This window comes from Pacificispira sp. HM-600 (assembly GCF_977993705.1).
This window is the reverse complement of sequence record NZ_OZ388079.1, coordinates 1,034,406-1,056,889: the sequence shown is the minus strand read 5'-3', so window position 1 is coordinate 1,056,889 and position 22,484 is coordinate 1,034,406. Positions and strand designations below refer to the sequence as shown.

Annotated in this window: 25 protein-coding genes; 10 read left to right on the top strand and 15 right to left on the bottom strand. The window is 67.6% G+C overall.

All coding sequences use genetic code 11. The features are described 5' to 3' along the window. Positions 1-1,428, bottom strand: a complete 1,428-nt coding sequence (locus ACXZ1E_RS04940; RefSeq protein ID WP_458042302.1) for a pyridoxal phosphate-dependent decarboxylase family protein — start codon at positions 1,426-1,428, stop codon at positions 1-3. Between the two features lie 88 nt (positions 1,429-1,516). Between ACXZ1E_RS04940 and ACXZ1E_RS04935 the strand changes: the two genes are divergently transcribed. Together ACXZ1E_RS04935 and ACXZ1E_RS04930 are read left to right on the top strand one after the other, a co-directional pair. Continuing rightward, positions 1,517-3,130: a LuxR C-terminal-related transcriptional regulator gene (locus ACXZ1E_RS04935; RefSeq protein WP_458042301.1), complete on the top strand. Its 1,614-nt coding sequence runs from the start codon at positions 1,517-1,519 to the stop codon at positions 3,128-3,130. Positions 3,131-3,287: 157 nt separating this feature from the next. After that, on the top strand, positions 3,288-4,682 hold the full coding sequence (locus tag ACXZ1E_RS04930) for a ferric reductase-like transmembrane domain-containing protein (protein WP_458042300.1): 1,395 nt from the start codon (positions 3,288-3,290) through the stop codon (positions 4,680-4,682). On the opposite strand, the gene ACXZ1E_RS04925 is transcribed toward ACXZ1E_RS04930, so the two are convergent. Next, positions 4,670-5,611 (bottom strand): LysR family transcriptional regulator, encoded by a 942-nt coding sequence (locus ACXZ1E_RS04925; RefSeq protein ID WP_458042299.1) that lies wholly within the window; start codon positions 5,609-5,611, stop codon positions 4,670-4,672. The two genes, ACXZ1E_RS04930 and ACXZ1E_RS04925, sit on opposite strands and share 13 nt — an antisense overlap. A 70-nt stretch (positions 5,612-5,681) precedes the next feature. Here ACXZ1E_RS04925 and ACXZ1E_RS04920 point away from each other — a divergent pair, with 70 nt between their 5' ends. Beyond that, on the top strand, positions 5,682-7,415 hold the full coding sequence (locus tag ACXZ1E_RS04920; RefSeq protein WP_458042298.1) for an L-aspartate oxidase: 1,734 nt from the start codon (positions 5,682-5,684) through the stop codon (positions 7,413-7,415). Positions 7,416-7,520: 105 nt separating this feature from the next. Here ACXZ1E_RS04920 and ACXZ1E_RS04915 read toward each other — a convergent pair whose 3' ends face one another. Further along, complete coding sequence (locus ACXZ1E_RS04915) at positions 7,521-8,501, bottom strand: hypothetical protein (RefSeq protein WP_458042297.1); 981 nt, start codon at positions 8,499-8,501, stop codon at positions 7,521-7,523. 175 nt (positions 8,502-8,676) lie between these two features. Between ACXZ1E_RS04915 and ACXZ1E_RS04910 the strand changes: the two genes are divergently transcribed. Beyond that, positions 8,677-10,356 carry a serine hydrolase gene (locus tag ACXZ1E_RS04910; protein WP_458042296.1) on the top strand — a complete coding sequence of 560 codons (1,680 nt, stop codon included), beginning with the start codon at positions 8,677-8,679 and terminating at the stop codon, positions 10,354-10,356. Positions 10,357-10,383: 27 nt separating this feature from the next. On the opposite strand, the gene ACXZ1E_RS04905 is transcribed toward ACXZ1E_RS04910, so the two are convergent. Together ACXZ1E_RS04905 and ACXZ1E_RS04900 are read right to left on the bottom strand one after the other, a co-directional pair. Then, positions 10,384-10,653, bottom strand: coding sequence for a hypothetical protein (locus tag ACXZ1E_RS04905; protein WP_458042295.1), 270 nt, complete (start codon positions 10,651-10,653; stop codon positions 10,384-10,386). A gap of 139 nt (positions 10,654-10,792) precedes the next feature. Continuing rightward, positions 10,793-11,095, bottom strand: a complete 303-nt coding sequence (locus ACXZ1E_RS04900) for a putative quinol monooxygenase (RefSeq protein ID WP_458042294.1) — start codon at positions 11,093-11,095, stop codon at positions 10,793-10,795. 151 nt (positions 11,096-11,246) lie between these two features. Here ACXZ1E_RS04900 and ACXZ1E_RS04895 point away from each other — a divergent pair, with 151 nt between their 5' ends. Both ACXZ1E_RS04895 and ACXZ1E_RS04890 read left to right on the top strand, forming a co-directional pair. Continuing rightward, a complete protein-coding gene (locus tag ACXZ1E_RS04895; RefSeq protein WP_458042293.1) occupies positions 11,247-11,405 on the top strand; it encodes a hypothetical protein in 159 nt (52 codons plus the stop codon). Between the two features lie 98 nt (positions 11,406-11,503). Next, on the top strand, positions 11,504-12,082 hold the full coding sequence (locus ACXZ1E_RS04890) for a helix-turn-helix domain-containing protein (protein WP_458352057.1): 579 nt from the start codon (positions 11,504-11,506) through the stop codon (positions 12,080-12,082). Between the two features lie 85 nt (positions 12,083-12,167). On the opposite strand, the gene ACXZ1E_RS04885 is transcribed toward ACXZ1E_RS04890, so the two are convergent. The 5 genes from ACXZ1E_RS04885 to ACXZ1E_RS04865 form a co-directional block, all read right to left on the bottom strand. Beyond that, a complete protein-coding gene (locus tag ACXZ1E_RS04885) occupies positions 12,168-14,138 on the bottom strand; it encodes an ABC1 kinase family protein (RefSeq protein ID WP_458042292.1) in 1,971 nt (656 codons plus the stop codon). A gap of 20 nt (positions 14,139-14,158) precedes the next feature. Further along, positions 14,159-14,578: a DoxX family protein gene (locus ACXZ1E_RS04880; protein WP_458042291.1), complete on the bottom strand. Its 420-nt coding sequence runs from the start codon at positions 14,576-14,578 to the stop codon at positions 14,159-14,161. A 121-nt stretch (positions 14,579-14,699) separates the two neighbouring features. Beyond that, positions 14,700-15,155 (bottom strand): SRPBCC family protein, encoded by a 456-nt coding sequence (locus tag ACXZ1E_RS04875; RefSeq protein WP_458042290.1) that lies wholly within the window; start codon positions 15,153-15,155, stop codon positions 14,700-14,702. 66 nt (positions 15,156-15,221) lie between these two features. Beyond that, a complete protein-coding gene (locus tag ACXZ1E_RS04870; protein ID WP_458042289.1) occupies positions 15,222-15,524 on the bottom strand; it encodes a hypothetical protein in 303 nt (100 codons plus the stop codon). Positions 15,525-15,527: 3 nt separating this feature from the next. Then, positions 15,528-15,689, bottom strand: coding sequence for a hypothetical protein (locus ACXZ1E_RS04865; RefSeq protein ID WP_458042288.1), 162 nt, complete (start codon positions 15,687-15,689; stop codon positions 15,528-15,530). A gap of 237 nt (positions 15,690-15,926) precedes the next feature. On the opposite strand from ACXZ1E_RS04865, the gene ACXZ1E_RS04860 reads away from it, so the two are divergent. Both ACXZ1E_RS04860 and ACXZ1E_RS04855 read left to right on the top strand, forming a co-directional pair. After that, positions 15,927-16,976 (top strand): iron-containing redox enzyme family protein, encoded by a 1,050-nt coding sequence (locus ACXZ1E_RS04860; RefSeq protein ID WP_458042287.1) that lies wholly within the window; start codon positions 15,927-15,929, stop codon positions 16,974-16,976. Beyond that, positions 16,969-17,337 (top strand): CDGSH iron-sulfur domain-containing protein, encoded by a 369-nt coding sequence (locus ACXZ1E_RS04855; protein WP_458042286.1) that lies wholly within the window; start codon positions 16,969-16,971, stop codon positions 17,335-17,337. Before ACXZ1E_RS04860 ends, ACXZ1E_RS04855 begins: the two co-directional genes overlap by 8 nt. Here the strand turns inward: ACXZ1E_RS04855 and ACXZ1E_RS04850 are convergent. From ACXZ1E_RS04850 to ACXZ1E_RS04840, 3 genes are all read right to left on the bottom strand, one after another. Further along, positions 17,286-17,570, bottom strand: coding sequence for a Fe-S cluster assembly protein HesB (locus ACXZ1E_RS04850; protein WP_458042285.1), 285 nt, complete (start codon positions 17,568-17,570; stop codon positions 17,286-17,288). The genes ACXZ1E_RS04855 and ACXZ1E_RS04850 overlap by 52 nt on opposite strands. A gap of 107 nt (positions 17,571-17,677) precedes the next feature. Further along, positions 17,678-18,034 (bottom strand): histone-like nucleoid-structuring protein Lsr2, encoded by a 357-nt coding sequence (locus ACXZ1E_RS04845; RefSeq protein ID WP_458042284.1) that lies wholly within the window; start codon positions 18,032-18,034, stop codon positions 17,678-17,680. A 75-nt stretch (positions 18,035-18,109) separates the two neighbouring features. Further along, complete coding sequence (locus ACXZ1E_RS04840; protein ID WP_458042283.1) at positions 18,110-19,036, bottom strand: response regulator transcription factor; 927 nt, start codon at positions 19,034-19,036, stop codon at positions 18,110-18,112. 176 nt (positions 19,037-19,212) lie between these two features. Between ACXZ1E_RS04840 and ACXZ1E_RS04835 the strand changes: the two genes are divergently transcribed. Both ACXZ1E_RS04835 and ACXZ1E_RS04830 read left to right on the top strand, forming a co-directional pair. After that, positions 19,213-19,557, top strand: coding sequence for a DUF485 domain-containing protein (locus ACXZ1E_RS04835; protein ID WP_458042282.1), 345 nt, complete (start codon positions 19,213-19,215; stop codon positions 19,555-19,557). After that, positions 19,554-21,173 (top strand): solute symporter family protein, encoded by a 1,620-nt coding sequence (locus tag ACXZ1E_RS04830; RefSeq protein WP_458042281.1) that lies wholly within the window; start codon positions 19,554-19,556, stop codon positions 21,171-21,173. The genes ACXZ1E_RS04835 and ACXZ1E_RS04830 overlap by 4 nt, the downstream gene beginning before the upstream one ends. Positions 21,174-21,316: 143 nt before the next feature. Here ACXZ1E_RS04830 and ACXZ1E_RS04825 read toward each other — a convergent pair whose 3' ends face one another. Both ACXZ1E_RS04825 and ACXZ1E_RS04820 read right to left on the bottom strand, forming a co-directional pair. After that, entirely contained in the window at positions 21,317-21,940 is a 624-nt protein-coding gene (locus tag ACXZ1E_RS04825; RefSeq protein WP_458042280.1) for a DNA-3-methyladenine glycosylase I, read from the bottom strand. Next, the gene (locus ACXZ1E_RS04820) at positions 21,937-22,482 is read right to left on the bottom strand and encodes a methylated-DNA--[protein]-cysteine S-methyltransferase (RefSeq protein ID WP_458042279.1); all 546 of its coding nucleotides are present in this window, start codon (positions 22,480-22,482) and stop codon (positions 21,937-21,939) included. The genes ACXZ1E_RS04825 and ACXZ1E_RS04820 overlap by 4 nt, the downstream gene beginning before the upstream one ends. Positions 22,483-22,484: the final 2 nt, after the last annotated feature.

The window sequence follows — 22,484 nt, the reverse complement described above, 5'->3', positions numbered from 1 at the left end:
CTACGTGGCGCTCATCAGCGGGTTCGCTGGGTGACGCGGTGGGCTGACGCCCAACTCGACGCGGGCAACGGCACGGGCGACGGCGGCGACGGCGCGCTCGACATCGTCCTCGTTCGTCTGCCAGTTCGACACCGAGATGCGCAGGACCGCACGCCCATGCCACTGCGATCCGGACATCCAGACCTCACCCTCGTCGAGGATGGCGGCGACGATACGACGGGTGCGCTCATCGGACTCGAAGGCGATGGATGCCTGCGTGAAGACGACGTCGTTGAGCAGTACCGCGCCCGGGATTGCCGCGATGCCCGCGGCGATTTCGCGTGCGCGGAGGGCCATCCGGTCCACGAGCTTGGCGACTCCGCTCCGGCCGAGGGAACGCAGCACAGCCCACACGGGTACGCCACGGGCGCGGCGCGACATCTCCGGCACGTAGTCGAAAGGCTGGCCGAGCCCGTCGTTGAAGTCGTCGATGTACGGCCCGTGCATGGCCGTCGCTGCGCGGTGAGCCCGCTCGTCCCGCACGATGATCAGGCCGCAGTCGTAGGGCACGTTGAGTGTCTTGTGTGCGTCGGTCGTCCACGAATCGGCGAGTTCCACCCCGGCCACGAGATGCCGTAGCGACGGTGACGCCGCCTGCCAGAGTCCGATGGCTCCATCAACGTGCACCCACGCGCCGTAGCGGTGCGCGATCGGGATGAGTTCGGCGAACGGGTCGCTGTCGCCGGAGTGGATGTCGCCCGCCTGCAGCAGCACAAGTGTCGGCTGCGTGGGGGAGGAGGCGAGCGCCGCCTCGAGGGCGGCCGGGATCATGCGGCTCTGGGCATCGGCGGCGACGAGCTCGGGCTGCGGCAGTCCCGCGTAGCGCAGGGCGGCTCCGGGCGACAGATGGACTTCCTCGCCGGCGAGTACCCGGATCTGCGGCGAGCCCGCGAGCCCTCGGTCCATGTCCCATCCGAGCCGACGCAGCAGTTCGCCACGCGCGGCGAGGATCCCGACGAAGTTCGCCATCGTCGCGCCGGTCGCGAATCCGACGGATGAGCCCTGTGGCAGGCCGAGCAGGTCGAGGATCCAACGGCCGGCTGTCTCCTCCGCTGCGGCCGTAGCCGGCGTCGTGACGCGCATCGCGGCGTTCTGATCCCAGGCCGAGACCAGCCAGTCGGCGGCCAGGGCGGCGGGGTGCGTTCCACCGATCACGAAGCCGAAGAATCGTCCCGAACCCATTCCTGCCAGGCCGGGCTCCATCCGCTCGGCGAGCAGGTCGATCGTTGTCGCGACGTCTTCCGGTCCGTCAGGCAGCTCACCGAGCGACGCCGCGACCGCCGCCTCGTCGAGGCGCGAAGGCAACGGTCGCGTGTGCAGCGAACCGAGCCACTCCAGCGCGTGCGTGTGCGCGGCGGCAAGGGCGGTCTGATATCGGAAGTCGCTCATGTCCTCAGCCTGAGACGAGTGAGCTGATCTCGAAAGGCCCGTACGGGCCATGTTTGCGCACGAGACACGGTTGTGGGGAGGATGTGCCGTGGCCACTGACACGCTCGTCGACGCGCAGAGCCTCCTTCGCAGCGGCCGCTGGGCCATCGCGGCATCGGCGTTTGAGCGGCTGAAGGACTCGACAGATGCCACGGCGGCGTTCGAAGGTCTGGGCCAAGCCCTCTGGTGGCTCGACGACGGGGACGGATGCCTCGCGGCGCGAGAGCGCGCCTACCGCGGGTATCGCGCCACGCGAGACGCCCGTGGCGCGGCACGTGCGGCGACGGCGCTGGCCTGGGATGCCGTGCTCTTCGGGCAGGGCGCCGCGATCGCGCGCGGCTGGTTCGGCCTCGCTGCCGACCTGCTCGCCCCGTTTCCGGCATCGACGGAGTCCGGCTGGCTGTCGGTGCGCGAGGCGGAAATAGCCTTCAACGTCGACCACGATGCCGAACGCGCATTCCACGCTGCTGAGACCGCGCGACGTCTCGGCGACGCGCTCGCAGATCCCGACCTCTCGTTCGCCGGCGCCGCGTACTCAGGACTCGCGCTCGTCGCACTCGGCCAGATAGCCGACGGACTCACGCGTCTCGATTCCGCGGTGGCCGCCGCGACTGCGGGGGATGTCGGAGACCTGATGTGGCTCGGCAAGATCTGCTGCTGGCTGATCGTGGCGTGCAGAGAGACGCACGACATCGAACGCGCCGCGGCGTGGTGTGAACGGGTGGAACGTCTCGCCACAGAGCTCGGGCTCTCGCCGCTCACGTCGGAATGCCGCATCCAGCATGCCGCCGTGCAGATCTCGCGCGGCACGTGGGCCACGGCGGATGAGCAGCTGACGGCGCTCGTCGAGCGGCTCGCGTCCTCACGGCGCGAGTCGCGCTTCGAGGCGCTCGCCGAGCTCGGCGAGCTCCGCCGACGCCAGGGTCGCACGGCCGAGGCGAACGAGCTGCTCGATCAGGCGGAGTTCCAGACCACGGCGATCGTCGGCCGCACCCGGCTACGGCTGGCTCGTGGCGAGACGGCGGCGGCCTGGTCCTTGATCGGTGGCCTGCTCGACCGCATCCCACGGGCGAACCGTCTCGCCCGTGCTGGCGTGCTGCCAACGGCAGTGTCGACGGCGGTCGCGATTGGGCGAATGGATGCGGCCGAGGGTTTCGCGGCCGAGCTTTCGGCGACGGCCGCGCTGGTCGGCACCCACCCGCTCCTCGCGTTCGCCGCGGCGGCGCGCGCCGAAGTCGGAGGCAGCGCGGCGATCGCTGACGGACAGGAAGCGGTGGAGCGATTCACCCTTGTCGGGCTGCAGTACGAGGCCGCGCAGTCGCGGATCGTCCTCGCCGAGCGTCTGCGCGACGCCGGCGACGGGACCGGAGCTGGCGAGCAACTCCGAGCCGCGCTGCTCGCCTTCGAGCATCTCGGCGCGACCGCGGACGTGGATGGCGTGCGACTCCGCCTGGCTGACGAGGTCGGCGCGCCGGCGCTCACCCGCAGGCAGCGAGAGGTGCTTCGCTTGGTCGCCGCGGGTCGAACCAACTCCGAGATCGCTGCCGAGCTCGTGCTCAGCGAGCACACGGTGCACCGACACGTCGCAAACATCCTCGACAAACTCGGCCTCGGCTCTCGTGCAAGCGCCGCGGCCTACGCCGTCGCGCACCATCTCATCTGAACCGTCGAGCACGTCTTCAGGTGCCCCTCGAAGAAGCAGACTTCGCCTCCCGCGCGACCCTACTCGCGCGGGCAGGCTTCGAGATGGTACGCACGCGTGGGCGCGCTGACCAGCATGATCGGGTAACTCCCGGCGTCGGCCACCTAGGCTCGTCCGCGTGACGAATCCGTCCGGCGTGCGCCCCCGATCCACCCGGCCATCCGCCCTGCTGGGACGCCCCCGGGATTGGGTACCCGATCTCGGTGTGCCGGTCGAGGCATCCCACCTGCTCGGTCCGGTTACCGTCGTCGCGACCTTTGCCGCAAGCGCGATTCCCTTCGTGAATGCGGATGGCGATGGTCTGGGACTCTATGTAGGAACCGCCTCCATCCTGGCGATGGCCTGGGCGTTCTTGCTCTCGATCCGTCTCGGCTGGAGCGAGTGGGCGTTCGGCGGGCTTGACCGCGTCTACGTCGCCCATCGCTGGCTCGGCATTGTCGCGGTCGTGTTGATGTGGTGGCACGTCCAGTCGAAGAACGAACTCGAGAGCGGGGGCGTCGCCGGGGCAAGCGAGAACCTTGCCGAGACGGGCAACGATCTGGCGGGCCTCGCCGAACCGTTCCTGTACGTGCTGGTGTTGGCAAGCATCCTGCGCGCCCTGCCGTGGCGCATCTGGCGGTTCACACACAAGCTGCTCATCGTGCCGTTCGCCTTCGCGTCGTTCCACATGATCACGGCCGAGAAACCTTTCGCGAACATGTCGGCGTGGGGGCTGTGGTTCTTCGTGGTGATCGCGGCGGGCGTCGCCGCTTACCTCGCGCGCGTCGTGTGGCGTGACATGGCGGTGCGTGGACGAGCGCACCGGGTTACGGCGGTCATTCCGCACGTTCGCTCGGTCGAGGTGCGACTCAGCCCGCTCCGTCGCCCCCTGCGTCGACGCGCGGGCCAGTTCGCCTTCGTCAAGCTCCGTGCCCCGGGGATGTCTGAGCCCCACCCGTTCTCGATCGCGTCGGCGCCGAACGATCCCGAACTCACCTTCATGATCCGCGAACTCGGGGACTGGACATCGAGTGTTGCCGCGAACACACGCGTCGGGGATCAGGCGATCGTCGAGGGCCCGTACGGTCGGCTGCGGCTTCTACCGCGCAGGGGACGACCGGTTGTGTGGGTCGCCGGGGGAGTGGGTATTACCCCGTTCCTCTCGGCCCTTGCACATCCTCCGCCGGCAGGCATGCATCCGCCGACGCTGCTCTATGCCGTGCGATCCGCGACCGAAGCTCACGCGCGCGAAGCGATCGACGCGGCCGCAGCGCAGGGACGCGTCATCGTGCACTACTTCGAATCACGCAACGGCACGCCGCTGACCCCGACTGCCCTCGATGACACGTCGGCGGGCGCGTTCGCGGGAGCGCACGTCGTCATCTGCGGCCCGACGCCCCTGGTGCGGTGGGTTCGGCGGTACGCGCGCAGCCACCGCGCGCACCACATCGAGGCCGAGTTGTTCGATCTGCGCGGCGGAATCGGACCCGACCCGAGTGCGGCGCTCATGCCGAGGCCCGGCTATCGCTCTTGATGCGCCACGCGCATCGTCGCGCCCGAGCGCGCGGCGAACTCCGCCGCCGTGGCGGTGATCGTCCGCTCCATCACCTGAGCCGCGGCCGACGACGGGAACTCTGACGGGCGGGCGATGCTGATGGTCCGCGTGAGCGTGGGTTCGGTGAGCCGCACCGAGCGCAGCCCCGGTCGCTCAACCAGCACCATCGCCGGCACGATGGCGACGCCGAGGCCTCGTTCGACGTAGCGCAGCACAGCATCCATCTCCGCGCCCTCCACGACGACGTCGGGCACCAGGCCGGCGCCCGCGAACGCCGCGTCGGTCTCGCGCCTCAGGTCGTAGGTCGAGCTGAAGACGATCTGCGGCAGCTTCGAGACCTCATCGAGGCGGATGCTGTCACCCGCTGTGACCGACGGTGCATCGCGCGACGAGATGACCACGAGCTCTTCGACGAGCAGCGGCAGCACGGTGAACCGCTCGGCGGCCGTGGTGCCCGACGTCGTGATCAGCGCCAGGTCGAGCTCGCCGCTGCCGAGCTCGTCGAGCAGGCGCCGCGATCCGTGCTCCGAGAGGTGGAGATCGACTCGAGGATGGGCTGAGTGAAATACGGTGAGCGCCTCGGCGACGAGGCTGATCGACAGGGTCGGCGTCGCACCCAGGCGAACCCGACCTCGCTCGATGCCAGAGAGTTCGGCCAGCTCGCGTCGAGCCGTCTCCGCGTCCGCCAGCATCCTGCGCGCGAGCGGCAAGAGCGTCTCTCCGGCAACAGTCAGAGTGCTTCCCGCGCGTGCGCGATGGAGCAGGGGAGTGCGCAGGTCCTGCTCGAGCGTGGCGATCTGCCGGCTGAGGGAGGGCTGCGCGAGGTGCAAGCGATCGGCTGCCCGGGTGAAGTTTCCGAGCTCGGCGACCGTGACGAACGCATGCAGTTGCTCGAGGTTCACGTCCATAGATTACTGCTATCGCTATGACTATATATATGCATTGGAGTAATGGATGCGCCCGACCTACGTTTGCAGGATGACGACTTCCGAACGCCAGATCTCCACCACCGTCCTCGTGATCGGCACGGGCGGCTCGGGCTTGCGCGCAGCGATCGAACTCGCCGAAGCCGGCGTCGATGTGCTCGCCCTCGGCAAGCGCGCCAAGTCCGACGCGCACACCTCCCTCGCCGCCGGCGGCATCAACGCCGCCCTCTCGACGATGGATCCCGACGACAGCTGGCAGCAGCACGCCGCCGACACTCTGAAAGAGAGCTACCTGCTCGCCAACCCGCACACGGTCGAGATCGTGACCTCGGGCGCCGCGCGGGGCATCGACGACCTCGAGCGCTACGGCATGCCCTTCGCCCGCGAAGACGACGGCCGCATCTCGCAGCGCTTCTTCGGTGCCCATACCTACCGTCGCACCGCGTTCGCGGGCGACTACACCGGCCTCGAGATCCAGCGCACGCTGGTCAATCGGGCGGCTCAGCTGAACGTTCCCATCCTCGACACCGTGTACGTCACGCGCATTCTGGTGAACGAAAACGGCGCGGTCTTCGGCGCGTACGGCTTCGACATCGAGGACGGCACCCGCTATCTCATTCGGGCGGATGCTGTCATCCTCGCTGCCGGAGGGCACAACCGCATCTGGCGCCGCACCTCGTCGCGGCGCGACGAGAACACGGGCGACTCGTTCCGTCTGGCCGTCGAGGCCGGCGGAAGGCTGCGGGACCCCGAGCTGGTGCAGTTCCACCCGAGCGGCATCATCGAGCCCGAGAACGCCGCCGGCACGCTCATCTCTGAGGCGGCACGCGGAGAGGGCGGCATCCTGCGCAATGGTCTGGGCGAGCGCTTCATGCACAAGTACGACCCCGAGCGGCTCGAACTCTCGACCCGCGACCGCGTCGCACTCGCCTGCTATACCGAGATCAAAGAGGGCCGCGGCACCCCGAACGGGGGAGTGTGGCTCGATATCTCGCACCTGCCGCGCGAGACCATCATGACCCGGCTGCCCCGGGTCTACCAGACGATGCTCGAGCTGCAGATGCTCGACATCACCACCGATCCGATCGAGATCGCGCCCACCGCGCACTACTCGATGGGCGGCGTGTGGGTGCGGCCCGAAGACCACTCCACCGATGTGCCCGGTCTTTACGCGATCGGCGAAGCGTCCTCGGGTCTGCACGGCGCCAACCGGCTTGGCGGCAACTCGCTCATCGAGCTGCTCGTCTTCGGGCGCATCGTCGGACAGGCCGCCGCTGACTATGCCGCTGCCCTGCCCGCGCAGGTGCGCTCCGCCGCGGCCGTCGACGTCGCCCGTGCCGAGATCGCCTACCTGCTCGCCGCCTCGGGCACCGAAAACGTGCGTGCTCTGCAGCGAGCGATCCGCAACACCATGACGGAGCACGCGGGGGTGGTGCGCGACGAGCAGGGGCTGCTGACGGGCCTCGCCGAACTCGCCGCGATCGAAGCGCGCATCGCCGACATCGGAGTACACCCCGACATCGCGGGCTTCCAGGATCTCGCTCACGCGTTCGACCTCAAGTCCGCGGTCCTTGCGGCTCGGGCCACCCTCGAAGCCGCCCTGGAGCGGCGTGAGACCCGCGGATGCCACAACCGCAGCGATTACCCGGAGATGGACCCCGAACTGCAGGTCAACCTCGTCTGGTCTCCGTCGCGCGGCATCACCCGCGAGTCGATCCCGCCGATCCCTGCCGAGATCGCCGACCTGATGAAGGAAGTTGCCCTCGCGGGCAAGCTGCTCGAGTAGGGGGCGTGCAAGTCAGGGCGAGGCGGTCAAGCCTCGGCTAGGCGGGGCGCCGACGATGTCGAAGCACTCGTGTCGGGAAAAGGCCCGACACGATGGGCGAGCCGCTCAGCGTGCGGTGGGCGTTCCATCCGCGGCCCACGCCACACCCAAGGCGAACAACGTCGACACGTCGTACTGCTCCATCGCCGCCGCAATGCGACGACGGCCCGTTCGCGGATTGATCCCGAGCCTGCGAGATGCTGCGTCGAGCGTGACGCCCTGCTTCATCAGCGCAAGAAGTGGCGTCCACGGCTGATTCGCACCACCGATCGGCTCGGCGCGTCGCCAGAGCTCGCGGAACAGGCTTCGCCCCAGCTGGGCGAGCGACGCACTCCGCACGCCGACCACGCTCGACGGCCACCCCTCGCCCCATTCGATGGGCAGGGCGAGCACATCCCCGTCGATCCAGAACCAACTGGGCAGGTCGTCGAGAAGGCGGAACTCCACGCCGACGGTCGCGTAGCGCTCGGCGATCGCCACGAGCCGGGCATCCTCGGCCATCGACCGCGGGACGAGTGCCCGCACCGATCGCTTGCCGGCGAACAGCTCTGCGAACCGGCTGGCGCGCGCGGGATCAGTCTGCAGAAAGCGTCCGAGATCGGGAAGCACCGACCAAGCGGTGTCGGTCTGCTGCCGTGCAATGTCGTACCAGAGGTCTTCTGCCGCCCGCGGCCCGTGTCGCACGAACACGGGAACGACGTCACCGGATGCTTCGCCCACAGCCCAATGACGCAGCAGTGCCGGAAGATCCGCAACGAGCGCCTCGATGCGCGTCGTCGCCTCGTCCGCCTTCTGCCGCATCGCACGAATCTCGCCTTCGACGACGTCGGCCGTCCATACGGCTGGTGTCGCGTACGCGATCGCGCCATCGCGCACCGAGATCGCCCCGCCCCGCGCGAGACGCGCAACAGTGGCGGCGGTCTCAGTCTCATCGGCGTGCGCGATTGTGGCGAGCTCCGCCACCGTCTGCGGACGGCTGCGGTAGATCAGTTCGAGAAGCGCCCGATCGTCCATGTCGACCTCCAGACCACGTGTGGACACCATCATGGCGCATGTGGCCGCATCCGGACGTCCTCTTGAGGTCATGGCCGCAAGAGGAGGTTGTGCTGTCCGCTTCCGTCCAGTCACACTGGCGACTGTGGGGGGACTCTGGGCCCATGGCTCCGTAGGTGGACATAGGGAGCCATGGGTCCGCCATCGAACAGTCAACGGGAGCAGCGGCATGAGCGGTATGACCAGCAGCACGAACAAGGGCATCGTCCGTGTCGTCGCCGTCTCGACGGCGGCAGCACTCGTTGTGGGAATGGCGGGGTGCACTTTCGCGGCGGACGACGACAAGTCCTCAGCGAGCGGTCTATCCGTTGCCCTCGGCGCGGCCCCTAACCAGGACGTCATAAATCTCTACACGGATCGCGACACGGCCGTGGCTGCGGCTGTCGATGCGCTGCCCGCTTTCATCGAGAAGGCCCTCGAACAGACAGGTGTGCCCGGCGCGGCAGTCGCCGTCGTCTCGAACGGCGAGGTCGTCTTCGAAGAGGGATACGGCGTGCGGGACATGACGACAGGTGAACCCGTCGATGTCGACACCGTGTTCCAGATCGCGTCTTTGTCGAAGCCGCTCTCATCGAGCGTCGTAGCCAAAGCCATCACCGAGGACGACGAACTGTCCTGGGAAGATCCGGTCATCGAGTACCTCCCCGACTTCGCGCTCAACGATCCATACGTGACGGAGCATGCGAAGATCGCCGACTTCTTCTCACACCGCACGGGCATTCCGACAGGTGGTGGCGATGACCTCGAAGACATCGGCTTCGATGTCGACTACATCATGGCTCACATGGACCAGATCCCCCTGGCGTCATTTCGCGACACCTACCAGTACTCGAATTTCGGGCTCACGGTGGGCGGCGAGGCGGTCGCCGCATCGCGCGGGCAGACCTGGGCCGAGACGGCGCACGAGTTGCTGTTCGAGCCACTCGGCATGACGTCCACGACCACCGTGCACGACGAGTACCTCGCGGCGGATGATCGCGCAGCAATGCACGCGCGCACCGGCGATGCTCAGTACGAGCAGCTCTTCGACCGTGACGCCGACGCCGAGGCCCCGGCCGGCGGCGTCGCCTCCACCGCGGGCGACATCGCGAAGTGGATGAATATGGTGTTGGCCAACGGTGAGGTCGACGGCGCAGAGTTCATCGATCCGCTCGTGCTGGCGAAGACCTACTCCGCCCATTCGATCACCGGTGGAGATGCCAAGAACTTGACATCGCGCACGTCGCACTATGGCTTCGGCGCGAACGTCGGTGCCACGGTGACGGGCCGCGTGAATATCAGCCACTCCGGCGCATTCGGATGGGGTACCGCCACCAACGCCACAATGATCCCCGACCTGAACGTCGGAATCGTCGTCCTGACGAACGGTGCGCCGTCGGGAGTTCCCGAGGCGATCGCCTCGGAGTTCGTCGACCTCGTGCAGTTCGGTGAAGAGACGCGGCCCTGGTTGGAGCTGTGGCCCGCCCAATTCGCGCACTTCGCCGACCCGGCGGGCGACCTCGTCGGCGAGACGGCCCCTGCGGATGCCGCGGCCGCGGGTCCGGCCGCGGACTACGTCGGCACGTACACGAGCCCCTACTTCGGCGACTTCGTCGTGACCGAAGAGAACGGCACACTCACCGGTGCACTCGGCCCCGAGGGCGGCTACACGTTCGAGATCGACCCCTGGGACGGCGACACCCTGTCGTTCGTGCCGACCGGTGAGAATGCGCTCCCGGGGTCGCTCTCCTCGGCGGTCTTCGTCCGAGAGGGCGGACAGATCACGGGGGTGACCCTGACCTACTTCAACAAGTTCCCCGGGCCGGATCAGGAGCCGAACGGCCTCGGCGTCTTCGCGCGGGTGGGCTGACGTCCGCGGGCCCGTTCGCTCGGCGACCTACCAGATCGTGCCGCCGCCGATCGAGATGCCGCCCCACGTCAGCGCGATGAAGATCCCGGCGAACACGACCGGGGCGATGCCCTTGCCGCTGCGAGCCAGGCCCTTCAGGAGGGCGATCACGGCGAGAATCGCGGCGACGATGGAGAGGCCGCCGCCCAGAATCAGCCCGATGAACAGCGGGATGGGCATGAGCACCAGACCGGCCAACGCGATCCAGAAAGCAGCCCAAGCAGACGGATTGGAACGACGTTCTACGGAATATGACATGCGTCGATTATGAACGACGTTGCCGGCATCCGTTCGACAACCGGGCAGCCCACGCCGCCGCCGCGCGACGGTCGGACTCACTCAGTGCCTGCGGGCGGTGACGCCGCGTTCCCTCCCGACGTCGTCGGAGCGGGAGTGGTCAATCCCGGAGCGGCGACCCCACGACGTCGAACTGGAAGCCCCCGAACGTGCCCGAGAGCAGCGGCCGTGCTTCGCTGATCGACGCCCGAACCTCCGGCAGCGTGAGCGACCGGCGGTGCGCGTCCGCGTTTTCCCACAGTTCGATCACGAAGACGGTGTCGGGGTCGTCGTCATTCGTGCCTACCTCGTAGGCGAGGCATCCGACCTCCGCCAGGGCGCGGCTTCTTCGCGTCAGATGCGCGACGAGCGCGTCCCGTATGCCGGGCGCAGCGCCGAGCGAGCCAGCATTCGCGAAGACCATAGCTCGAATGATACCGACGGCGCTGGCGCCGGCCCCGGGGCGCCTGACCCATCCTGTCCGTCATGACTGGGCGACAGCGAAGATGGAGGGGTCGGCAGGATCGTCCTCGGACACTCGTCCGGCGCGGTCCTCGCGCTGTATGCGGCTTCGCGTGGGGCCGCTATCCGGGCGCTTTATCGAAGAGATGGATGGTGCCGAGCTCGTGGTCGTTCCCGAAGCGGTCATGCACCGACTCGACCCGGCGGCGACGGCCCGTATCGTGCTGCGGGCGCGGCCTGACGTGGACGATCACTCGCGCCGTCCGGAGTGAGTCGACCGCGGCCCTGTCCCGACCCGACCGAATCGGTCTTCAACGATCGGGTGCCGACGTGCGGGGACGAGCAGGCTGGATGTCGTAAGGGGGAAGCCATGATCGCCGTCCTCAACCGCGTCGTCGACTACATCGAGCAACACCTCGATGACGAGATGGACGTCGCCTCGTTGGCCACCAGCCTCGGCAGGACGGAGTATCACCTACGACGGATATTCTCGTCGTTGGCTGGCATGCCGCTGTCGGAGTACGTCCGACGTCGCCGCATGTCGGTCGCCGCGGCGGACGTGCTGGGGGACGGTGACCTGATGGGAATCGCGGTGCCCTACGGGTACGGGTCGGCCGAGGCATTCGGCCGGGCGTTCCGGGCAGTGCACGGTGTACGTCCGGGTCACGCGCGTCGCGATGGCGGCCCCGTTCGCAGTCAACCGCAACTCAGGTTTCGCCTGACCGTAGAAGGGAATACCGCGATGGACACTCGCATTGCCGACCAGCTCGCCTTTCGACTCATCGGCCACTCCGCTCGTGTGCCGCTGATTCACGAAGGCATCAACCCGCACATCCAAGAGCACATCGCCTCGCTGCCGCCGGAGGAGCACGCGCGACTCAAGGCGCTGATCAGCTTCATACGAGCATTTATACGCGCCGACAGATTCTCTGCGGCGGGCCTTGCCTAAACGGCGCATCGGCGCTACGCGACTAGCGCGGGCTCGAAAGCGAGGGCATCTGATCCCTACGGGCCGCTGCGGGCTGACGCTGCCGTCACCACCGACGCTTGAGGGCTGAGCGCAGGCTCCGCAGGAGCAGCAGCAGGCCGCCGAGCGCCACGATGCTGCCGAGGAAAGCGAACGCCGGAACGTCACCCGTCAGCATGGGGCCACCGTCGTCGACGCTCAGGATGATTCCCGAGATGATGAGCGCGATGCCGATCGCGGTCATCGTGAGGCGGCCGAGCAGCCCGTCCACCCACGAACGCTCGTCGGGAGTCTCGAAGGTGCGCAACCGCACCGACATCGTCCCGTCGTCGAGCGACCGGGTTACGTGCTCGAGCCGGCGCGGCAGCCTGCGCGATTGCTCGATCAGCAGCGACGACCACGTTTGCGCACTCAGCAGCGCCTTCGTCGGCGAGACCAGCGACCGCGCCAACCGAGGTGCGATGTGCAGCGCGTGCCCGACCATGTCGTAGCCCGGGACGAGCTTGCGCAAGGTGCCCTCGAGCGAGGCGAGGGTGCGGAAGACGAGGAGAAGCGACGGGGGCAGTGCCATCCGATTCCGGCGCAGCACGTCCAGCAGCAGCCGGAAGACGTTCTCGTCGGCGCGCGCGTTGTGTAACCGGGTGAGGATGACTCCGATGTCGCGCTGCAAGGCCACCTCGTCGAAGTCGCCCGCCGGTCGCCCGCACATCAACAGGGCCACATCGGTGACCGCCGCGTCGTCTTCGTTCGCCATCCCGATGAGCATCGGCACGAGGAGGCGCCGCATGCTGCTCTCGACGATGCCCACCGAGCCGAAGTCGATCAACGTGATGGTGCTGGAGCCGTCCGATTCCCGCTCGTCATCCAGAATGAGGTTTCCCGGGTGCAGATCAGCGTGGAATATTCCGCGCACGACGATCTGATCGACGACGGATTCGACGAGCTCATCCGCGATCTCGACGGCCCGGTCGTGGGCGAGCGCGCCGGGCTGGAGACGACTGAACGGGGTGCCGCCCACACGCTCTTGCACGATCATCCGGTCGCTGCAGTAGTCGCGGAACATCCGGGGAATGCGCAGTCGCGAGTCGGGGTTGCCCGCGATCGCTGCTCGCAGCATTTCGCTGTTCGCGACCTCGGTGCGGTAATCGAGTTCTTCCCGCAGGCCCCGGGCGAACTCGGTGACAAGCGCGTGCAGCCCGTAATCCTTCGCCCAATTGGTGCGGGCCTCCGCGTCCGACGCCAACCGGTCCAGGATGTCGAGGTCGGTCGTGACCTGTGCTCGTGCTCGTGGGCGCTGGATCTTCACGACGACGTCCTCGCCGCTGATCAGACGCGCAGCATGGACCTGGGCGACGGATGCCGCGGCGAGCGGTGTCGAATCGATCTCGGCGAACACCTGCTCGATCGGCACCCCCAGTTGATCGATGATCGCCGCCTGGGCCTCGGCCCAGGGAATCGGCGACGAGTCCATCTGGAGGGTCGAGAGGGCGACGACCAGGGCGGGCGGAAGGACGTCCTCACGCGAGGAGAGCACCTGGCCGAGCTTGACGAACGTCACACCGGCCTCGTTCATCGCCGAGACCAGTGCGGTGGGCAGTTCGCCGTCCCCTCGGCGACGGCTCTCGTAGAACGTCAGGCCGTTGCGGGACCCGATCGCCACGATCTGCAGGTAGCGCCGCGCCCGGTCACGACGGCGGATGGCATCCCGCACCACGCTGATCGGATTACGCATGCGGTGCGAGGGCCAGAGGAATTCGAGCGTCAGGACCACGATCACGACCGCGGCGAACATCCATCCGACGGTGAGCGCGACAAAAGCGAGGGACACAGCCCACGTCGAGACGAATCGTCCGTCCGCGTAGACGCCTGTCTCGTTCAGCGTCCAGATCGCGACCGGCGATGCCAGGAGGAACACGACGAGCGCGGTGACGAACGTCCGCAGCCACCCGACCTCAATGTCGAGCAGACGACGGACGATCCAGGTCGCGACAAGCGAGAAGACCACGATGACGATGGTGAAGAGGAGCCAGCTCGGCATGAGGCGATTCTGTCAGCGGGTCAGCCCGGCGCCGCGCGGACACGGCGCGCCCGCCAAGCTCGCCACGCTCCGGTCGACCAGAGCGCCCACATCACAAGGAGGGGCTGGAAGAGCAGGCGGATGCCGCGAGCGAGGTTGCTGTTCAGACCGAAGGCATCCGTGCCGCTGATGAACTGCTCGACGTTGCCCGGGAATACCGCGACGAAGAACGCCGCGACGATCCATCCGATCAGCACCCGATGGCGCGCCAGCAAGATCAGCGACAGCCCCAGCAAGATCTCGACGATCCCGGATGCGACGACCACGAAGTCGACCGGCAGCGGAAGCCATTGCGGTACCTGTGCCACGAAGGATTCGCGCGCGAACGTGAGGTGTCCGAGGCCAGCGAAGACGAGCGCCGCGCCGAGCAGCCACCGCGCGATCGTGCGGGTCAAGCTCATGCCGTGAGCGTAGTCGAAGGCGCCCATGTACCGGCTCGCTCGACGCGAATGGCGGGTGCGAGACATCCGCACCCGCCATTCGCGACGGTTCAGCACAGGGAAGCCGAAGCTCCCGTGAGGATCAAGCCTCGACGTCGCCCCGCCACGCGCCCGTCTCAGAACCCTGGGACTCGATGAACTTCTTGAAGTTCTCGAGGTCCTTCTTGACGGCGTGCTTGCCGACACCGATCAACGAGCCGGCCTTCTCGAGCAGGCCCTCGGGCTCCCAATCGATCTGCACGGTGACGCGCGTCTCGTTGTCGCTCAGCTTGTGGAACGTCACGACGCCCGCGTGGTGGGTGTCGCCGCCGGTGCTCTTCCAGGCAACGCGCTCGTCCGGGTGCTGCTCGGTGATCTCTGCATCGAACTCGCGCTCGACGCCGCCGATCTTGACCTTCCAGCGCGTGTGGGTCTCGTCCTTCTGCGTGATCGACTCGACCTCGTCGAGGAAGTGCGGGAACGACTCGAACTGCGTCCACTGGTTGTAGGCGGCACGGACGGGAACGTCGACGTCGATGGTCTCGATGATCTGGCTCATGGGTCGTACTCCTTCAGAGTTGTCAGTAGTCGTGCGTGGTGCGAAGTCCGCGGACGGACGCGGTGTCTACGCGCGACCCGGCATGTTCAGATCGGCCGGGTCGACGTCGACATCTCCGACGTCATCCGGTCCGCCGGTGCCCGGGACGACGCGAATGTCGTCCTCGTCGATGTCGTCATCGATGGTTTCGGGCAGCGGGTCGTCCTGCTTGTGCTCGGTCTCGTTTTCACTCGCCGGGCTGTAGGACCGATCCTTCTCGACCGCCTCATCTTCCGAGAGGCCGGAATCCGAAAGATCGGTCGACCGCGGCGGGGGTGGGCCTTCGTCGTTCTCGCCCGCCGCGAAGCGGGTCTTGTCGTCTGCGTTCATGGCTCACCCTCCCGACGGGTTGTCCACCGGACGACCCTGATCGTCTGTCGTGTCGGGCTGTTCGGGCGAGCCCCCCGATGCCGTGTCGGCCTGGTCGCGGGCGCCCGTCTCGTCCTGTTCCGCGGCACCGTGGGTGTTGTGCGTATCGCCGGTGTTTCCGCTCATCGCGTTCCTCCTCGTGTCGATCGCACCGCCCGTGAGGACGGAGTGGTGCAACCCTAGGCGCGGCTCGGAACGGATGTCCGGGGCTTGACAACCGCACGCCGTTCACGCACCCCAGGCTCAGGCCTTCCCGCATCCGACCCGTCGGGCCTCGCTGTCGGTGAAAGCTCTGCCGGGCACCCTCTGAGGGCGGTTGTCAAGCCCCCCGACGGCAATCGCGGGCCGGGGGACGATGGTGACGTGAACACAACCGTCGCCCCCGATCTCTCCGTCGAAACCGTGTCCTTCGCGCCACGTGGGCCCCTGAGCGCACAGCTTCTCAAGGTCCTGCGGACGGACCCGGCGCTTTCCGAGGCGGGCGATGTGGCGGGCACGGCTGCTCGAGCGCTCGAGGTCAGCACGGATATCGTGCGAGATGACGACATCCAGCTCGCGCTGTTCCTGCTCTATGCGGGCCACTACGGGTCGCTCGAAGTCATCGACGCAGGTTGGGAGTGGCACCCGATGCTCATTGCCGCGCGCGGCATGCTGGAGCGCGCCTTCGAAGAGACGCTGCGCGAGCGTGTCGACATGCCCGATCGGCCGGCACCCACGCGGGATGCTGTCGCTCGTGCGCTGTTCGCGCTGACGGCCCCGAAACCGGGTCCGAGTCTGTCGCGATTCGTCGCGAAGATGGCCACGGACGAGCAACTGCGCGAGTTCCTGATTCAGCGCAGCATCTACACGCTTCGCGAGGCCGACCCGCACTCCTGGGCGATACCTCGCCTGACGGGCGCGGCCAAGGCAGCCCTCGTCGAGATCCAGTCAGACGAGTACGGCACCGGAGATTTGTCGCGGATGCACTCGCGGATCTTCGCGCGAACAGTACGAGCCGCGGGGCTCGACGATACTTACGGGGCGTATCTGGACGCCGTGCCCGCGGTTACCCTGGCCTCGCTCAACATGATGTCGATGTTCGGTCTGAACCGGCGCTTGGTCGGTGCGATCGTCGGTCATCTCGCGGCGTTCGAGATGACCTCGTCGTTGCCGAACCGCATGTACGGCGACGGCTTCCGCCGCCTCGGCTTCGGTCCCGAAGCCACCCACTATTTCGACGAGCATGTCGAGGCCGACGCTGTGCACGAACAGATCGCGGGCCGGGACCTCGCGGGTGGACTCGCCGAGGAGCAACCGGACCTTCTCGAGGACATCATGTTCGGTGCCGCCGCCTGCCTCACCGTGGACGGCTGGGTGGGGGACGACATGCTCGCGGCCTTCGAGAGCGGCCGCAGCTCGCTTCGCGATGTGTGAGGACGGACGGATGACAGGCAGCAACGACTCGGCGGGGCGGACGCCCTCGATCGAGGCCTATCCGGACGGCCCGCTGATCGTTCGAGGTCGGGTCGAGATCATCGACGCCGACGGCCTCGTCATCGAGCCTCAGCGGCGCACCGTCGCCCTCTGCCGGTGCGGCGCCTCGCTCATCAAGCCCTGGTGCGATGGCACGCACAAACTCAGCGGTTCCGGACGGAACCGGCCGACCGCGACTGAGGTGCTGCAACGCCGTAAAGGCCCCCGCCTCTCGGAAGAGAACGGGGGCCTTTACGGTGCTGCGATGTGTCAGCTCTGTACGGCGAGAGCAAAACGGACGGAGCCGTCCTGCTCCATCTGAGCGTCGAGGACTTTGTCGTCGAGTGCCAGTGCGGCGCCGGCGTCGAGGAAGACGCGCGCGCCCTCAACCTCGACGACCGCGTCGGTCGTCTCGGGCTGCGGCGATATGCCCAGCTCAAATCCTGTCTCGGCCGAACCCGTGTCCCGGATGCGCAGACCCCCCTCGGGGGCGTCGGGCACCTGCTCCACAATGGACTTGACCGCCATGCTCGCGTTCTCGGTGAGTGTCAGCATGCTGCTCTCCTTCCGTTCGTCGAGGTGGCCACGATTCCGAGAATCGGTGTGGCTTGCAACCTCACACGCCTATGCGGAGGAGATTCCCATGTTGCGACCGTCTGCGTTCAGGACCCCTGCGCGGCTTCGAAGGCTTCGGTGACGTTCGCGGGCACGCGGCCCCGGTCGGAGACCTGGTGGCCGTTGTCGCGAGCCCATTGGCGGATGGCCCCGAAGTCCTGCTGGCCCGATCGTCGTCGAGCACGCGTCCCGGCGGTCTGAGAGCCGGACGACCGAGAAGAGATGGAACGCGCGGCTGCGACGTACGGCTGCAGCGCGTCGCGCAGCGCCGAGGCGTTGGCTTCGGTGAGGTCGATCTCGTATGCGATGCCGTCGAGCGAGAACAGGACGGTCTCACCCTCTCCAGCGTCGAGGACGGTCCCGTCGATATCGTCGACGAGTTGATGCACGATTCTGCGGGCCATCAGGCCACTTTAGCGGGTGCGAACCACATCGAACGGGATCGTGTGGGTCGTCCACGCGGTCAGAGCACACCCGCGTCAGGGAAGCAAGCCGCTCCGTCGCGCCTTCGTCACGGCCGCATGACGTGTCGAAGCATCCAGCTTCGACATCGCGCTCGACAGATACGCCTTGACAGTCCCCTCCCGCAAAGAGAGTTGGGCTGCTATCTGCGCGTTCGTGGCGCCGATCGCCGCGCACGCGAGCACGTCCGTTTCCCGCGGCGAGAGCGAGACGGTCGGGGTGGCGTACGACCCCTTGTCATCGCCCGAGAGTACGGTCAACCGCTGTTCGACCTGCGCGAGGCGTGCGCGTACGAGCGGGTCCGCGATGGATGAAGCGATTGTGCGGAGTTCGGCATAGCTCTCGCGCAACTCCTCGCGGTGAGCCGCGGGAAGTGACGGATGCGGCGCCGCGCCGGCCGTGGGTGCCCCCGTCGGCCCCGACATCGTGGATCTGGTTGCCGTGGCGCCAGGCGCCGTAGCTCCGTCCAGGGCGGACAGGCGTCGCTCGACTTCGTCGCGCACGCGCAACTCCGTGGCCAACGCATCCGCTACCTGGAAGGCCGGTTTCATGAGCACGTCGCCCACGTTGGCCGACGCCCACGCGCCGCCGTACAGAAGTGCGCGGACCCGGCCACCCACGATCACGGGCACCGCCAAGAGGCTCGAGATGCCCTCGCCCAGGATGTGTCGATCGTAGTCATGGGTGATGTGCTGTGCAGCGCCGTAGTCGGGCGTTGCGCGCGGCCGCAACTCGGCCATCGCGCGGCCACCCAGCCCGCGCATGATCTGCACATTGAGCCCGTCGAGGCTGCGCGTACGGCTGCCGACGATCGCTCCGATCCGGGCGCGGCCGTCGTTGACGATTCCGCCGAAGGCCACCGGGAAATGAGTCTGACGCGCCAGATCCCGCACGGCACCCGCCAGTGCATCGGCGTCGGCCGCAGACCTTTCCTGGGTAAGCATCACTACCTACTTTCGGGGGTGACGGCATCGTCGCCGCCTTCGTAGCGTCGACCCTATCACCAGCCGAAGCCACCAAAAGTGGTCGGGATCGGGCCTATCGGTTGTGCTTTCCGGGACGGTTTTTCGATCACCAGCGAAGCTTCGAGCTCGTCCAGCACGGATGGCAAGGAGGCCACATGAGTGATCCGAGATCTGCCCCGCCCAGCGGTATCGACTACATCGCCGTCGAAGAGTCGGCACCGTTCCAAGAGCTCAAGCGAACGCAACGCGGCTTCGTGTTCCCCCTCGCGGTCGCGTTCCTTGTCTGGTACTTCGTCTACGTTCTGCTGTCGTCGTTCGCGACCGACTTCATGGGCACACGCGTCTGGGGCGACGTCACGGTCGGGCTGATCTTCGGCCTGGGCCAGTTCGTCACGACGTTCGCGATCACGATGGCGTACGTCGCGTTCGCGAACCGCAAGCTCGACCCAAAGGCCGAGGCCATCCGTGATGCCCTCGAGAAGCAGGAGCCCACCTCGTGAACGACATCTTCGCGGCGCTCGAGGCCGCTTCCACGACGGTCGAGAACAACCCCGTCCTGAACATCTCGATCTTCGGCGCCTTTGTCGCGATCACGCTGTTCATCGTCATCCGGGCCAGCCGCAACAACAAGACGGCGGCGGACTACTATGCCGCCGGACGCTCGTTCACGGGCCCCCAGAACGGGTTTGCGATCGCGGGCGACTACCTGTCGGCCGCATCCTTCCTGGGCATCTGTGGCGCCATCGCACTCAACGGCTACGACGGATTCCTCTACTCGATCGGTTTCCTCGTGGCGTGGCTGGTGGCCCTGCTGCTGGTCGCAGAGCTGATGCGCAATACGGGTAAGTTCACGATGGCGGACGTGCTGTCGTTCCGCCTCGCGCAGCGCCCGGTTCGGATGGCGGCGGCCATCACCACCCTCGCGGTCTGCTTCTTCTACCTGTTGGCGCAGATGGCCGGTGCCGGCGGACTCGTGTCGCTGTTGCTCGGCATCAGCGACCAGATCGGGCAGTCGATCGTGGTCGCCGTCGTCGGTGTGCTCATGATCGTCTACGTCCTCATCGGTGGCATGAAGGGCACCACCTGGGTCCAGATCGTCAAGGCGTTCCTGCTGATCGGCGGTGCCATCGTGATGACGATCTGGGTGCTCGCGATCAACGGGTTCAACATCAACACCCTGCTCGGTGCCGCGGTGGACGCCTCGACCACGACGCCGCCGGACGCGATCCTCGCACCGGGCCTGCAGTACGGCGCGAACCCGTGGGACTTCATCAGCCTGGCGCTCGCGCTGGTGCTCGGCACGGCGGGTCTGCCGCACGTGCTGATGCGCTTCTACACGGTGCCGACGGCGAAAGAGGCGCGGCGTTCGGTGGTGTGGGCGATCTGGCTGATCGGACTCTTCTATCTGCTGACGCTCGTTCTCGGCTACGGCGCTGCGGCGCTGGTCGGCCCGGACGTGATCCGCGAGGCCCCGGGTGGGGTCAACTCCGCGGCTCCTCTGCTCGCACTGGCGCTCGGTGGACCGATCCTGCTCGGGTTCATCTCGGCGGTCGCGTTCGCGACGATCCTGGCGGTGGTCGCGGGTCTGACGATCACGGCGGCGGCATCGTTCGCTCACGACATCTACGCCAACGTCGTGAAGAAGGGCGACGTGCCGCCCGATGGCGAGGTCAAGGTCGCCCGTCGCACGGTCGTCGTGATCGGTGTGCTGGCAATCATCGGCGGCATCGGGGTGCAGGGCCAGAACGTGGCCTTCCTGGTCGCGCTCGCCTTCGCGGTGGCGGCCTCGGCGAACCTGCCGACGATCCTGTTCTCGCTGTTCTGGCGCGGATTCACGACGCGCGGAGCGGTGTGGAGCATGTACGGCGGCCTCGGTGCCGCCATCATCCTCATCGTCGCGTCGCCCGTCTTCTGGGGTACCGAGACGAGCGTGTTCAAGGTTGGGACGGCCCTGTGGCCGCTCAACAATCCCGGCATCGTGTCGATCCCGCTCGGGTTCTTCCTCGGGTGGCTCGGTTCGGTCACGTCGCGCAAGGCCGAGGATCGACGTCTCGCGGCCGAGATGGATGTTCGATCGCTCACCGGCTACGGCGCCGAGAAGGCGACGAACCACTAGCGGCGCGTTTCGCCGAGTTGCTTGGCCCGACCACTCGGCGTGGGGCGACAGAATCCCCTTGGGGCGTGGAATCCCACGCCCCAAGGGGATTTCAGCGCCCCAGGTCGCGTTGGCTATGCCGACGCGGGCCCAAGTCGCGTTGGCTATGCCGACGCGGGCCACACGCCGCTCGAACCGCGACGGTGGCTGCCGATGAGGTGCGTGTCGACGATGCCGACGGCCTCCATCAGAGCGAACGCCGTGGTCGGACCGACGAAACGGTACCCCCGTGCCTTCAGCGCCTTCGCGAGCGCGCGCGATTCGTCGGATGTCGAGGGGATCTCGGCAAAGGTCTGGGGCATCGGGGTCGCATCGGGCTGGAACGACCACACGAGGTCGGCGAGCCCGCCGTCGCCGCGGAGCGCGACGGTCGCCTGGGCGTTGGCGATCGTGGCGAGGATCTTGGCGCGATTGCGGACGATCGTCGCGTCCTCCAGCAGGCGCTCGACATCCTCTGGCGTGTAAGCCGCGACGGTGTCGGGATCGAAGTCAGCGAAGGCCGCGCGAAACCCCGGCCGCTTGCGCAGGATGACCGCCCACGACAGGCCCGACTGGAACGCCTCGAGGCTCAGACGCTCGAACAGCCCGCGTTCGTCGCGGACGGGCATGCCCCACTCGTCGTCGTAGTAGCTCCGCAGCAGCGGATCGGTCGCCGCCCACCGAGGGCGAGCCAGCCCATCGTCGCCGACGACGAGATCGGACGAGGGCGCCGCGGGCGCGTCGGTCACGGCAGAACCCCCTCGATGCCCGACTCGAGGGCGAGCAGCGCACGTTTCACCTCGGGGTGCCCGCCATACTCGCCGAGCGATCCGTCCGATCGGACGACACGGTGCACTGGGATGACGACCGAGATCGGCGTATTGGCGCATGCGGTCCCGACCGCACGTGCTGCGCGGGGGATGCCCGCGGTTATGGCGACCTCGCCGTACCCCGCCGTCTCGCCATACGGGATCTCACGGATGGCCTCGAGCGCGGCGCGGGTGAACGGGGTCAGGCCCGCGAGATCTAGCCGGATGTCGAACGCTCTGCGCTCGCCGGCAAAGTACTGCTCGAGTTGCATCACCGCCGGGTCGAGGGCATCGTCGTCGCGCACGGCGGGCTCCCGCCGCGCCGCCATGATCTGATCCAACATGCGCTCGGGCGAGCCCTCCGCGAAACGGAGCGCGGCCAGTCCGTCATCGGACTCGACGACGAGCGCGATCCCGATCGGCGTGGGTGTAGTGGTGTAGCGAAGCGGCATGACGCCCATCTTGCCGCCGGCGCGCGACATCC

Bases quoted from the DNA above. Each gene is read 5' to 3' on its own strand.
- ACXZ1E_RS04940 (WP_458042302.1), bottom strand. From the start codon at position 1,428: ATGAGCGACTTCCGATATCAGACCGCCCTTGCCGCCGCGCACACGCAC.
- ACXZ1E_RS04925 (WP_458042299.1), bottom strand. From the start codon at position 5,611: ATGGACGTGAACCTCGAGCAACTGCATGCGTTCGTCACGGTCGCCGAG.
- ACXZ1E_RS04920 (WP_458042298.1), top strand. From the start codon at position 5,682: ATGACGACTTCCGAACGCCAGATCTCCACCACCGTCCTCGTGATCGGC.
- ACXZ1E_RS04915 (WP_458042297.1), bottom strand. From the start codon at position 8,501: ATGATGGTGTCCACACGTGGTCTGGAGGTCGACATGGACGATCGGGCG.
- ACXZ1E_RS04910 (WP_458042296.1), top strand. From the start codon at position 8,677: ATGAGCGGTATGACCAGCAGCACGAACAAGGGCATCGTCCGTGTCGTC.
- ACXZ1E_RS04905 (WP_458042295.1), bottom strand. From the start codon at position 10,653: ATGTCATATTCCGTAGAACGTCGTTCCAATCCGTCTGCTTGGGCTGCT.
- ACXZ1E_RS04900 (WP_458042294.1), bottom strand. From the start codon at position 11,095: ATGGTCTTCGCGAATGCTGGCTCGCTCGGCGCTGCGCCCGGCATACGG.
- ACXZ1E_RS04890 (WP_458352057.1), top strand. From the start codon at position 11,504: ATGATCGCCGTCCTCAACCGCGTCGTCGACTACATCGAGCAACACCTC.
- ACXZ1E_RS04885 (WP_458042292.1), bottom strand. From the start codon at position 14,138: ATGCCGAGCTGGCTCCTCTTCACCATCGTCATCGTGGTCTTCTCGCTT.
- ACXZ1E_RS04880 (WP_458042291.1), bottom strand. From the start codon at position 14,578: ATGAGCTTGACCCGCACGATCGCGCGGTGGCTGCTCGGCGCGGCGCTC.
- ACXZ1E_RS04875 (WP_458042290.1), bottom strand. From the start codon at position 15,155: ATGAGCCAGATCATCGAGACCATCGACGTCGACGTTCCCGTCCGTGCC.
- ACXZ1E_RS04870 (WP_458042289.1), bottom strand. From the start codon at position 15,524: ATGAACGCAGACGACAAGACCCGCTTCGCGGCGGGCGAGAACGACGAA.
- ACXZ1E_RS04865 (WP_458042288.1), bottom strand. From the start codon at position 15,689: ATGAGCGGAAACACCGGCGATACGCACAACACCCACGGTGCCGCGGAA.
- ACXZ1E_RS04855 (WP_458042286.1), top strand. From the start codon at position 16,969: ATGTGTGAGGACGGACGGATGACAGGCAGCAACGACTCGGCGGGGCGG.
- ACXZ1E_RS04850 (WP_458042285.1), bottom strand. From the start codon at position 17,570: ATGCTGACACTCACCGAGAACGCGAGCATGGCGGTCAAGTCCATTGTG.
- ACXZ1E_RS04845 (WP_458042284.1), bottom strand. From the start codon at position 18,034: ATGGCCCGCAGAATCGTGCATCAACTCGTCGACGATATCGACGGGACC.
- ACXZ1E_RS04840 (WP_458042283.1), bottom strand. From the start codon at position 19,036: ATGCTTACCCAGGAAAGGTCTGCGGCCGACGCCGATGCACTGGCGGGT.
- ACXZ1E_RS04835 (WP_458042282.1), top strand. From the start codon at position 19,213: ATGAGTGATCCGAGATCTGCCCCGCCCAGCGGTATCGACTACATCGCC.
- ACXZ1E_RS04820 (WP_458042279.1), bottom strand. From the start codon at position 22,482: ATGTCGCGCGCCGGCGGCAAGATGGGCGTCATGCCGCTTCGCTACACC.